This window comes from Mycobacterium appelbergii, assembly GCF_032883035.1.
Lineage (GTDB): Bacteria > Actinomycetota > Actinomycetes > Mycobacteriales > Mycobacteriaceae > Mycobacterium > Mycobacterium appelbergii.
In genome coordinates, this window is the sequence record NZ_JAMQTH010000001.1 from 398,280 (window position 1) to 410,385 (window position 12,106).

At 67.0% G+C, this 12,106-nt stretch carries 10 protein-coding genes; 4 read left to right on the forward strand and 6 right to left on the reverse strand.

All coding sequences use genetic code 11. From position 1 onward, the window contains the following. Positions 1-268: 268 nt before the first annotated feature. Both M1247_RS01850 and M1247_RS01855 read left to right on the forward strand, forming a co-directional pair. Positions 269-778 carry a YkgB family protein gene (locus M1247_RS01850; protein WP_317154549.1) on the forward strand — a complete coding sequence of 170 codons (510 nt, stop codon included), beginning with the start codon at positions 269-271 and terminating at the stop codon, positions 776-778. A gap of 46 nt (positions 779-824) precedes the next feature. Then, a complete protein-coding gene (locus M1247_RS01855) occupies positions 825-1,739 on the forward strand; it encodes an alpha/beta hydrolase (protein WP_317154550.1) in 915 nt (304 codons plus the stop codon). Here M1247_RS01855 and M1247_RS01860 read toward each other — a convergent pair. Both M1247_RS01860 and M1247_RS01865 read right to left on the reverse strand, forming a co-directional pair. Further along, the gene (locus tag M1247_RS01860; RefSeq protein ID WP_317154551.1) at positions 1,736-2,188 is read right to left on the reverse strand and encodes a 6,7-dimethyl-8-ribityllumazine synthase; all 453 of its coding nucleotides are present in this window, start codon (positions 2,186-2,188) and stop codon (positions 1,736-1,738) included. The genes M1247_RS01855 and M1247_RS01860 overlap by 4 nt on opposite strands. Positions 2,189-2,299: 111 nt before the next feature. Next, positions 2,300-3,061, reverse strand: a complete 762-nt coding sequence (locus tag M1247_RS01865; RefSeq protein ID WP_317154552.1) for an alpha/beta hydrolase family protein — start codon at positions 3,059-3,061, stop codon at positions 2,300-2,302. Positions 3,062-3,137: 76 nt separating this feature from the next. Between M1247_RS01865 and M1247_RS01870 the strand changes: the two genes are divergently transcribed. After that, entirely contained in the window at positions 3,138-4,031 is an 894-nt protein-coding gene (locus tag M1247_RS01870) for a mycobacterial-type methylenetetrahydrofolate reductase (RefSeq protein WP_317154553.1), read from the forward strand. Here M1247_RS01870 and M1247_RS01875 read toward each other — a convergent pair. Beyond that, positions 4,007-4,735: a fumarylacetoacetate hydrolase family protein gene (locus M1247_RS01875; RefSeq protein ID WP_317154554.1), complete on the reverse strand. Its 729-nt coding sequence runs from the start codon at positions 4,733-4,735 to the stop codon at positions 4,007-4,009. The genes M1247_RS01870 and M1247_RS01875 overlap by 25 nt on opposite strands. Positions 4,736-4,776: 41 nt before the next feature. Between M1247_RS01875 and hrpA the strand changes: the two genes are divergently transcribed. Then, the gene (hrpA, locus tag M1247_RS01880; protein WP_317154555.1) at positions 4,777-8,694 is read left to right on the forward strand and encodes an ATP-dependent RNA helicase HrpA; all 3,918 of its coding nucleotides are present in this window, start codon (positions 4,777-4,779) and stop codon (positions 8,692-8,694) included. Between the two features lie 68 nt (positions 8,695-8,762). On the opposite strand, the gene M1247_RS01885 is transcribed toward hrpA, so the two are convergent. The 3 genes from M1247_RS01885 to M1247_RS01895 are packed head-to-tail and all read right to left on the reverse strand — an operon-like array spanning position 8,763 to position 12,055. Continuing rightward, a complete protein-coding gene (locus M1247_RS01885) occupies positions 8,763-9,599 on the reverse strand; it encodes an alpha/beta fold hydrolase (protein WP_317154556.1) in 837 nt (278 codons plus the stop codon). 40 nt (positions 9,600-9,639) lie between these two features. Further along, on the reverse strand, positions 9,640-10,863 hold the full coding sequence (locus tag M1247_RS01890) for an acyl-CoA dehydrogenase family protein (protein WP_317154557.1): 1,224 nt from the start codon (positions 10,861-10,863) through the stop codon (positions 9,640-9,642). Beyond that, entirely contained in the window at positions 10,856-12,055 is a 1,200-nt protein-coding gene (locus M1247_RS01895; RefSeq protein WP_317154558.1) for an acyl-CoA dehydrogenase family protein, read from the reverse strand. Before M1247_RS01895 ends, M1247_RS01890 begins: the two co-directional genes overlap by 8 nt. Positions 12,056-12,106 lie beyond the last annotated feature (51 nt).

Consider the following 12,106-nt stretch of genomic DNA (forward strand, 5'->3'; position numbering starts at 1 on the left):
AGCGAAGGTGCACTGTTGCAAATCCAGCACGACGACACACGTCCAGCCTAGCTCTCCGCGAATGACGGAGGGGTGAAGCGGTCGACTGTGCCAGCGCCGATGTCGGCCTCTCCGATGCGGACATTCGACGGCGGGCTTGACGGGAGTCATTCGCCAATGACATATTGGGTCGACTAACCCAAACTGACACGGATATCGGAACGGCAAGCCGGACAGGCATTTCGGACTGTCCGGTGACAGACGTCCCGTCATGCCGGATGGAGAAATGATGACCAAGCCCAGCACTGCCCAGATCGACCGCATCGTGAGCGTCACGACAATCGACAACATCGCCGCGGTGCTCGGCCGCTACGGGCTGGTCATCGTCATCGGATGGATCGGTGCGCTGAAGTTCGCTGACTACGAGGCCCACCAGATCGCGCCGCTCGTCGCGCACAGCCCCTTCATGGGCTGGCTCTACAACTTCCTGCCGGAGTACACCTTTTCGGCACTTCTCGGTGTGTTCGAGGTCGGTGCCGCAATCCTCTTGGCGATCAAGCCTCTGGCCCCGCGGTTGTCGATCATCGGTAGCCTGCTGGCAATTCTGCTGTTCTGCGCCACCATCAGTTTTCTGTTCAGCACTCCCGGGGTGGGCGAGCCGGCCGGCGGCGGGTTTCCCGCTCTGTCGTTGACGGGTGAGTTCCTGCTCAAGGACATCCCTCTGCTCGGGCTGTCATTCTGGACGCTCGGCGATGCGATGAAGGCGGTAGTTCGCCAGAGGGAAACCCAAGGCGCGTAGCGTTGCGATTGCTTGACTGATCACAACGCTATTTCGGGTAGGTGCCGTGTCCGTACTGTCGACGCAGTTCGTGGCCGACGCATTGGCGCGGATGTTCGCCGCCGCGGTGCACTCCGAGCCGCAGAAGGGCGTGCGATTCCCTGAAATCCCCGGCAGCACAACACCGGCCGTCATCCCGACGCGTCATGGTGACGTTGTCGCCACTCTCTACGCACCGCCCGAACGGAAGCGCACGGATCAGCCACCGGCGGTCTATGTCAATGTTCACGGCGGAGGCTTCGTCGTCGGCCACCGTGAGCAGGACGACCCGTGGTGCCGCTACCTCGCGGCCCACGCGGATGTCGTCGTGATCAACACCGATTACCTGCTCGCCCCCTACCGTCGGTTCCCCACCCCCGTCGAGCAGATCTACGACGTGCTGCAGTGGGCGTCGTCGCCGGACCGCGACTGGGACGGCGGTCGGCTGTGCGTCGGCGGCCAGAGCGCGGGCGGCAGCCTGTCCGCCGGAGCGGCGCGGTTGGCACTGGAAAATGGTGGGCCCGACATCAAACTCCAACTTCTGCATTACCCGCCGCTGGATCTGGTGACCGCGACGAGGAAGAAGCCGTCGCCCCGCGGGGCGAAAGCCGTACTCAAACCGTGGATGGGTGACATTTTCGATACCGCCTACATTCCCGATCCCGCGCAGCGCCGTGATCGGCTCGCGTCACCGGTCTGGGGATCCAACGCCGACGACATCGCAGGCATCGCGCCTGCGCTCGTCGTCACCGCGGAATACGACCGGTTACGTGACGAGGCGTGGCGGTACGCCCAGAAGCTCGAGGCTGTCGGATCGCTGGTCGAGTACCGCGAAGTGCGCGGTGTCGATCACGGCTACAACATCATGAGCGACGACGCAGACGTCACGCGGCACATGTACGAGCTGATGGCCAAGCACGTCTACCGAGCGGTCAGCGGCTAACCCAACGACGCGTGCAGCGTGAGAGTGGCCGCCACCGCGTTGGCCGCCTCGGCGCCCTTCTTCACGAAGTGCTCGGTGAAGTACCGGGTGTGTTCGTCGTGCTCGTGGAAGTTGTGCGGCGTGAGCACCACCGAGAACACCGGTACGTCGCTGTCGAGCTGAACCCGCATGAGACCGTCGATCACCGCGGTGGCCACGAACTCGTGCCGGTAGATCCCGCCGTCGACCACCAGGGCTGAGGCGACGACCGCGCGGTAACGCCCGGTCGCTGCGAGGCGCTTCGCGGTCAGTGGGATTTCGAAAGCCCCTGGCACCTCGAAGAATTCGAGGTGCTCATCGGCGAAACCGTGGGTGCGGATCTGCTCGGTGAAACCTTCGCGCGCACGGTCGACGATGTTGCGGTGCCAGGTGGCCTGCACGAACGCGATCTGAGTGGCTGCGTCAGTCATGTAGCGAAGTTATCGCACCGGGCGGATATCTCCGACGCCGAGATTGACGTCAGGGCTGTGACGTGGGCGTCTTTACGGCCCTGGTGTAGATCTCGACGAGCAAAACCCCACTCACCGTTCGCCCAGGTACGCATCGGCCCAGGCGCCGATGATGCGACCGGCGCGGTGAGCCTGCCCAGGCCCGGTCAGCAGGTGCTCGGAACCTTCCAGCGACACGAAGCTGCGCGGGTGCCGTGCGGTGAGGAAGATCTCGCTGGCATTTTTGATGCCGACGGTGTTGTCGGTGGGGGAGTGCAGGATCAGCAGCGGCAACCGCAGCCCCTTGATCTTGTCGTGCAGGTGCGCGGCCCGGACATCCTCGACGAATGCCCGCTTGAGGGTGAGTGTGCGCCCGCCGACCATCCACTCGCCGCTGCCCTCGGCGAACACCTGCTCCAGGCAGGCGTCGTACTGATGCTCGACGTGCACCGGATCGATGGGCGCCCCGACGGTGACCACGGCCCGCACGCCGGGACACTCGCGGGCCGCGGCAAGAACCGCCGCGCCGCCGAAGGAGTGCCCGATGAGAATGTCGGGCGGTGTGCCGCGGTCGGCCATGAACCGGCACGCTTCAATGACGTCGTGGGTTTTCACGGTGAACGAACCGTCACCCCAGTCACCCTCGGATCCACCCAGCCCGAGTGCGTCGAACCGCAGCATCCCGATCCCGTCGCGGGCCAACTGCTTGCAGATCCGCGCGCAGGCCGGCGAGTCCTTGCCCAGGGTGAATCCGTGGGAGAAGACGCCCCAGCCGCGGACCGGATCCTCGGGCAACTCGATGGTTCCGGCCAGCATGGGCCCGGTTGAACTGCGAAAGGTGACGCGTTCGGCCATGAGTGGAGGTCTACCACGCGATAAAGACCTGAAGGTGGCTGACACCGGCCACAGCTCGGGTCCGTAAGGTGTTCAGGTGCCCCTGAACACCATCGCACTGGAACTCGTGCCGCCGAACATCGAGCGAGGCGCTGAGTACGCGATCGACGAGGCCCGCAAGGTGCTGGCGTTGTCCGCGGAAGCGGGCATCGACGGCCGGATCCGCCACATCATGATCCCCGGCATGATCGATGAGGACGACGACCGTCCCATCGAGATGAAGCCGAAGATGGATGTCCTGGAGTACTGGTCGATCATCAAGCCTGAGCTGCCCGGGCTGCGCGGGTTGTGTACCCAGGTCACCTCGTTCTTGGACGAGTCCGCCCTGCAGGATCGGCTGACCGAGCTGAGCGGGGCCGGATTCGACGGCATTGCCTTCGTCGGCGTGCCCCGGACCATGAACGACGGCGAGGGCGGGGGTGTCGCGCCGACCGACGCCCTGGCGATCTATGAGCAGCTGATCCCCCAACGAGGTGCCATCCTCATCCCGACCCGTGACGGTGAGCAGGGCCGATTCGAGTTCAAATGCAAGCAGGGCGCGACCTACGGAATGACCCAGCTGCTGTACTCCGACGCCATCGTCGGCTTCCTGACCGACTTCGCCAAGGCCACCGAACACCGACCCGAAATCCTGCTGTCGTTCGGTTTCGTACCCAAGATGGAGTCGAAGGTCGGGCTGATCAACTGGCTGATCCAGGACCCGGGCAACGCCGCGGTGGCGGCCGAGCAGGAGTTCGTCAGCGGACTGGCCGGTCAGGAACCCGCTGAGAAGCGACGGCAGATGGTCGACCTCTACAAACGGGTGATCGACGGCGTGGCCGACCTCGGCTTCCCGCTCAGTATCCACTTCGAGGCGGCCTACGGGGTGTCGAAGCCGGCGTTCGAGACGTTCGCCGAGATGCTGGCCTACTGGTCGCCTGATCGAGCCTGACCGGTCGGGTGCACTCGGCCGACCGTGAAGCTGAACTCCGCGACGCCCTCGACCCCGCCGGTCACCACATCGCCGGGCTCCATCGGTCCCACTCCCGCGGGCGTCCCGCTGAAGATCAGATCGCCGGGTGCAAGGTCGACCGCACGCGAGATCGCGCTGATGACCTCCGGCACCGACCAGATCAGATCCCGTAGATCGCCCTGCTGTTTACGGACACCGTTCACGCTCAGCCAGATCTCACCCTGGTCGGGATGGCCGACGGCGTCGACGGGATAGAGCGGACTGCAGGGGGCGGACGCGTCGAAGCCCTTGGCCCAGTCCCACGGCCTGCTGAGTGCCTTGGCCTCATCCTGGATGTCGCGCCGCGTCAGGTCCACACCGACGCCGTAGCCCCAGACCAGGTTCAATGCGTCCGCGGGCGTGACGTTGCCGCCGCCGGCACTCAACGCCACCACCAGCTCGATCTCGTGGTGAAACGCCGAGGTCAGCGACGGATAGGGGATCGTGCCCGCGGCGTCGACCACGGCATCGGCGGGCTTCATGAAGAAGAACGGCGGCTCGCGGTCGGGATCCTTACCCATTTCCCGGGCGTGCGCGGCGTAGTTACGGCCGACGCAGAACACCCGGCGGATCGGGAAGCGCCCGGCTCCGGTGCTGACCGGTAGTGAAGCCTGCGGTGGTGGGGGGATGACGTACTGGGTCATGGGGAACATCTTGCTCGACGTGTTCGCATATCCTCGTTCCAGTGTCCGACCGTCAAGAACTGCGCGAGCTGCGCGCACGACTCGACGGATTGACGATTCGCGACGCTGCCAGGCTCGGTCGCCGCCTCAAGAACCTCCGCGGCGCCGACCCGGCAAAGCTCGCTCAACAGGTCACTGCGGCCGAGGCCCTCGTGCTCACCCGGCAGCTGGCCGTCCCGACGATCACCTATCCGGATCTGCCGGTCAGTGAGCGACGCGACGAGATCGCCCGCGCCATCAACGAGAACCAGGTGGTGGTCGTCGCCGGCGAGACCGGATCCGGCAAGACCACCCAGCTGCCGAAGATCTGCCTGGAGTTGGGGCGGGGGATCCGCGGCACCATCGGCCACACCCAGCCCCGGCGGTTGGCGGCCCGCACCGTCGCGCAACGTATCGCCGACGAGTTGGGCACCCCACTTGGCGGGGCCGTCGGGTACACCGTGCGGTTCACTGATCAGGCCAGCGACGCCACCCTGGTGAAACTGATGACCGACGGCATCCTGCTCGCTGATATGCAACGTGACCGCCGCCTGCTGCGCTACGACACCCTGATCCTCGACGAGGCGCACGAGCGCAGCCTCAACATCGACTTCCTGCTCGGCTATCTGCGTGAGCTGCTCCCGCGCCGTCCCGACCTCAAGGTGATCGTCACCTCGGCGACCATCGAGCCCCAGCGGTTCGCCGACCACTTCAACGGCGCACCGATCGTCGAAGTGTCAGGCCGGACCTACCCGGTCGAGATCCGCTACCGCCCACTGGAAGTGCCTGTCGTGTCCGACAGCACTGACGATCCGGACGACCCGGACCACGAGATCGTCCGCACCGCGGTCGCCGGTCGCCGCGCAAGCGGCTCATCCGAAATGCGTGACCCGACGGAGGCGATCGTCGACGCCGTCCGCGAACTGGAAGCCGAACCTCCGGGCGACGTGTTGGTGTTCCTGTCGGGTGAGCGGGAAATCCGTGACACTGCAGAAGCTTTAAAAGATCTGCGCAACACCGAGGTGCTGCCGCTGTATGCCCGGCTTCCGACGGCCGACCAGCAGAAGGTGTTCCAGCCCAGTCGAACCGGACGCCGGATCATCCTGTCCACCAACGTCGCCGAGACGTCGCTGACAGTTCCGGGCATCCGCTACGTCGTCGACCCCGGCACTGCGCGGATCTCCCGTTACAGCCGCCGCACCAAAGTGCAGCGGTTGCCGATCGAACCGATCTCCCAGGCCTCGGCGGCTCAGCGGGCCGGCCGCTCCGGACGCACCGCCCCCGGCGTCTGCATCCGGTTGTACTCGGAAGCCGACTTCGAATCCCGGCCGCGTTACACCGATCCGGAGATCCTGCGGACCAACCTGGCCGCGGTCATCCTGCAGATGGCGGCGCTGCAGCTGGGAGACGTCGCGGAATTCCCTTTCCTGGACCCGCCGGAAGCCCGCAGCATCCGTGACGGTGTGCAGTTGCTGCAGGAACTCGGCGCGTTCGACGCCGCGGGTGCACTGACCGACGTCGGGCGTCGCCTGGCCCGGCTGCCGCTCGACCCGCGCATCGGCCGGATGATCCTGGCCGCGGACGCGCAGGGCTGCGTGCGCGAGATGCTGGTGCTCGCCGCCGCGCTGTCGATCCCCGATCCACGGGAGCGGCCTGCCGATCGGGAAGAGGCGGCGCGGCAGAAGCACGCCAGGTTCGCCGATGAGCACTCCGACTTCGTGTCCTATCTCAATTTGTGGCGATATTTGGCCGAGCAGCGTAAAGACCGGTCCGGCAGTGCCTTCCGGCGAATGTGTCGCGAAGAATTTCTGCATTACCTGCGGATCCGGGAATGGCAGGATCTGGTCGGACAGCTCCGTAGTATCGCCCGCGACATCGGAATCCATGAGAGCGATGAGCCTGCGGACCCGGCAGGTATCCACGCCGCACTCACCGCGGGTCTGCTCTCGCATATCGGCCTGCGCGAAGGAGAGTCCAGGGATTACATGGGCGCGCGCAACACCAAGTTCGTGCTCGCGCCGGGGTCTGTGCTGACCCGCAAGCCGCCCCGCTGGATCGTTGTCGCCGACCTGGTGGAGACCAGCAGGCTGTTCGGTCGCATCGCCGCTCGCATCGAACCCGAAAGCGTCGAGCGGGTGGCCGGCCATCTGGTTCAGCGCAACTACAGCGAGCCGCACTGGGAGGCCAAACGCGGCGCGGTGATGGCTTTCGAGCGGGTCACGCTCTACGGGCTGCCGCTGGTGCCGCGCCGGCGCGTCGGCTACGCCGAGATCGATCCAGAGCTGTGCCGGGAGTTGTTCATCCGCCACGCCCTGGTCGAGGGTGACTGGCAGACCCGGCACCACTTCTTCCGGGACAACGCCAGGCTGCGTGCCGAACTCGAAGAGATCGAGGAGCGGGCCCGGCGCCGCGACCTGGTGGTCGGCGACGACGATGTGTACGCGCTCTACGACGCCCGCATTCCCGCCCACATCGTCTCGGCGCGACACTTCGACGCGTGGTGGAAGAAGCAGCGGCACAAGACACCCGACCTGCTCACGTTCACCCGCGAGGACCTGCTGCACACCGACGACGCAGCGGACCACCCCGACACCTGGCGCACCGGCGACCTGGAACTGCCGCTGACATACCGCTTCGAGCCGGGTGCCGCGGACGACGGCGTCACGGTGCACGTCCCGGTCGGCGTGCTGACCCGGCTCGGTGGTGAAGGATTCGCCTGGCAGGTGCCCGCGTTGCGGGAAGAGTTGGTCACCGCGCTGATCAAGTCGCTGCCGAAGGACCTGCGGCGCAACTTCGTGCCTGCACCGGACACCGCGCGCGCCATCCTCGCCGACCTGGATCCCGGTGCGGGCTCCCTACTGGATGCCGTGCAACGCGAATTACGCCGGCGCAGCGGCATTCTGGTGCCGATCGATGCCTTCGATCTGGACAAGTTGCCCAAGCATCTGCGGGTCACCTTCGCGGTCGAATCCACCGACGGCACCGAGGTGGCCCGAGGCAAGGACATCGAGGCGCTGCGTGAGGAGTTGGCGGTTCCGGTAGCGCAGGCGGTCGCAGCCGCGGTTGCCGGTGATCTGGAACGCACCGGACTGCGGGCCTGGCCCGACGATCTCGACGAGGTGCCCCGCACGGTGGAAAACGTGGCAGGCGGTCACACCGTCCGTGGCTACCCGGCTCTCGTCGACACCGGGCAAGCCGTGGACCTTCGGGTGTTTTCCACCCAGGCCGAGCAGGATGCGGCCATGGGACCCGGCCTACGGAGGCTGCTGCGGCTGACTGTGCCGTCGCCGGTCAAGGCGATCGAACGCGGTTTGAGCCCCCGGGCAAGGTTGTCGCTCAACGCCAATCCGGACGGCACGCTCGCGGCGCTGCTCGACGACTGCGCCGATGCCGCGGCCGATGCGGTGCTGAAATCCCCGGTCTGGAACCGGGCCGAGTTCACCGCACTGGCCGAACGTGCGGCGAAAGAACTGGGCCCGACGACCCACGCGGTCGTGAACCGCGTCGAGAAAGTACTGGCAGCCGCCCACGAGGTGAGCCTGGCGCTCCCGGATCAACCGCAGGCCGCCCAGGCCGAGGCGATCGCGGACATCCGTAACCAGCTGGACCGGTTGCTGCCCAAAGGCTTTGTCACCGCCGCCGGGGCCGGACGGCTCGCCGACCTCGCCCGGTATGTCACCGCGATCGGTCGTCGTCTCGAGCGGTTACCGCAAGGGCTCGCCGCCGATCGCGAACGGATGTCGCGGGTGCACGCTGTCGAGGATGCCTACGACGATCTGATCGCGGCGCTGTCACCGGCGCGCGGCGCGGCGCCCGCCGTCCGCGATATCGCCTGGCAGATCGAGGAGTTGCGGGTCAGCCTGTGGGCGCAACAACTGGGTACGCCCCGGCCGGTCAGTGAGCAACGCATCTACAAGGCGATCGACGCCGTCACCCGCTAGCCACCGGCTCGCCCAGGCGTCGTCGAACACCCGGCCGCCGAGCGGGCGGAGGTCTGCTTCAGGCGGTTTCATGGCCGCTGTCCCCACTGACGTCGGAGGAAATCGGTGAGATGACCGGCCACCTGGTCCGGTTGCTCCAACCACGGCCAGTGTCCGGCCCCGCGGACCGGGTGCACCACGGTGTGGGTGAAGATCCGGCTGAAGTCATCGGCCTGGGCCAGCGGAACGTAACGGTCGTCGGTGCCCCACACGATCAGCACGTCACCGCGGAACGCCGAGAGTTGGTCTGCATACGGGGCAATGGCATTGGGGCCGGTCGAGCGGTACAGCTTGAGGACGGCTCGAGCGGTCTCCGGAACCAGCATGTGCCGGGTGATGGCTTCCACGGCTTCTGTGGGCAGGCCCGGATCGCGTGCTGCAAGCATCCGCCTCAGGAGTGCCGGATGCGCGATGCGGAACAGCGCCTCGGCGAGCACCGGTGTGCGCCAGACCTTGGCAGCGAAGTGGTTGATGACCACCGGCGTATCGATGAGCGTGATACTGGCAACCGCGTCGAGATGACCGGCAGCCCACGCCAGCGCCCACGGTCCACCGAAGTCGTGGGCGACCAGGTGCACCCGCCGCGCGTCGAGTTGACGCAACAGGCCGTCGAGGTGAGCGGCATAGGCGGCCACCGTGTATGGCCATTCGGCCGGCTTGTCGGCCGTGCCGAACCCGGGCATCTCCGGAGCGATGACGCGGGCGAAGGAGGACACCGACTCCGGCAGCGGGTCCCAGCTTCCGCCCGCATTGTTGCCGTGTACGAACACCACGGTTTCGCCCGTATCCGTGACGGGGCCGGCCAGCAGCACCGGCGAGCGGACGCCATCCACGGCCAGCGTGCGGTATTCGGTAGGACTGTCCATCAGCGGATACTACGGCCACCTACCGGAGACGGTGCCCGAGTCAGCGTGTCCCGGCCGCGACCCGCGGAGCCCGGTCGGCGACCGCCTCGTCGAGCACCAGTTCGGCCACCCGGGACCGGTGTGCCTCGGCGCTGCCCAGCAGTGCCGCATCGGTCGTTGCCCGCTTGAAGTACAGGTGGGCCTGATGTTCCCAGGTGAATCCGATGCCACCGTGCACCTGAATGGTGTCGGTGGCGATCCGGGTGAATGCGGCCGAGGCGGTGGCTTGGGCGATGCTGGCCGCCAACGCCGGATCGTCGGAGCCGTCGGCGAGTGCCCACGCCGCGTGATACGCCGCGGACCGGGCATGCTCCAGGTCGACGAGACCTTCGGCCAGCCGGTGCTTGACCGCCTGAAAGGAACCGATCGGGCGGCCGAACTGCAGGCGCGATTTCGCATATTCGACCGACAGGTCGAGCAGATGCTGTGCGGCGCCGACCTGTTCGGCGGCCAGCAGCGCCGAGCCCACCTGCAGCGCGTGGTTGATGACCCGTTCGGCCTCTTCCGGGCCTGCCACCAGTTGTCCCTGCGCCTCCGACAGCTCGATGGTGGCCTGTGGCCGGGTCAGGTCGAGAGTGACCAAGTCGGTGCGCTGCACGCCGGGGCCGGACGCGTCGACCGCGTACAGGGCGACGCCATCGGCGTCGGTCGCCGCAACCAACAGGACATCCGCCGCGCCGTCGACGACACGCTCGACAGTGCCGGTCAGCGTGCCGGTACCGGTCACCGTAACCCGGGCCGGGTCGAAGGACCCTGCCACATCGGATACCGCGAAGGCCGCGGTGCGGGTTCCCTCCACCAGCGCGGCCAGCAACTCGTCACGAACCGTCCCGGGCGGGGAGGCCACCAGGGCCGGAATCGCCAGCAGGACAGTGCCGAACACCGGACCGCACGCCAGCGCGGCGCCGAGTTCCTCGACGGCGATCGCCTGATCGACCAGAGTGCCGCCGGCGCCGCCGTCGGACTCGGGTACCGAAAGCCCGAGCACGCCGAGCTCAGAACCCAGGCGCCGCCATACTTTCGGGTCGAAGCGCGGGTCTGTCTCCATGAGAACGCGCGCCCGTTGCTCGCCGAAGTTCTCGGCACTGAACTTGCGCACCGCTTCCCGCAGCTGTACCTGCTCGGGCGAAAACGCGAATTCCGCAAGCTTCTCAACTGAGCCGTCGGGTTGATCCGCAAGCTTCTCAACTGAGCCGTCGGGTTGATCCGCAAGCTTCTCAACCACGGGGAATCTCCTTCCACGGCATGCCCGCATCGGCACGCAGATCGCCTGGCAGCCCGAGGATTCGTTCGCCGAGGATGTTGCGCATCACCTCGGACGTACCGCCCTCGATGGTGTTGGCCTTGCTGCGCAGGAACCGCTGCTGGATGGGGCCGCGCCAATCCGCGCCGTCCTGGTCATCGGCCTCGTCCATGCCGTAGCCGTGATACAGCAGGCCTTCCGGTCCGAGTAGGTCCATGCACCACTGGTAGATGTGCTGGTTGAGTTCCGCGCCGACCAGCTTGCCGATCGAGCCTTCCGGTCCGGGGCCGCCCACGGTCGCCGCCGCGCGTGACCGTTCGGCGGTCAGGCGCTGCGCCTCGGAACGCAGCCACAGTTGGGTGAGCCGGTCCCGCAGCACCGGGGTCTGCAGGTCGGGTCGCGACGCCCACAGCGTCACCGCGTCGGAAATGGCACCGGCGCCGCGCCGGCTACCGCTGCCGCCGAGCGCGCTGCGCTCGTTCATCAGCGTGGTCATGGCGACATTCCAGCCGTTGCCGACCTCGCCGAGCCGATGCGCGTCCGGGATGCGGGCATCGGCGATGTACACCTCGTTGAACTCGGCTTGACCCGTCATCTGACGCAGCGGCCGGGTCTCGACCCCTGGCGCGTGCATGTCGAGGACGAAGTACGTCAACCCCTTGTGCTTGGGCACATCCGGGTTGCTGCGAGCGAGCAACAACCCCCAGCGGGCCCGGTGCGCGAGACTGGTCCACACCTTCTGCCCGTTGAGAATCCAGTCGTCACCGTCGCGCACGGCGGAGGTGGCCAGACCGGCGAGGTCTGAACCTGCGCCCGGCTCGGAGAACAGCTGGCACCAGATGTCCTCGGTGCTCGCCAACGGCCGCAGCCAGGACTTCTTGAGCTCGTCGGACTGCGCATGTTCGCGGATCGTCGGGGCGGCCATGCCATAACCCATCGGGTTCAGTCCGAGCGGGATGGGCCCGCCTGCCCCCTGCAGGATCCGGTCGGCCACGCCCTGCAGACCGCGGGACACCCCGAGACCGCCGAGCCCCTCGGGGAAATGCACCCAGGACAGGCCGGCGTCGTAGCAGGCCGTCAGATACCGGGGAATGGGAACTTTCTTCGGGTCGTGCTCTGCCACGACCTCGCGGGCGAGGTCGGCGACCCGGTCCGCATCAGCGACGCTGCTCATCCAGTCACGATAGGTAACGGCTCTCCGGGGTCAGCGCGGAGGTAGCGTCAG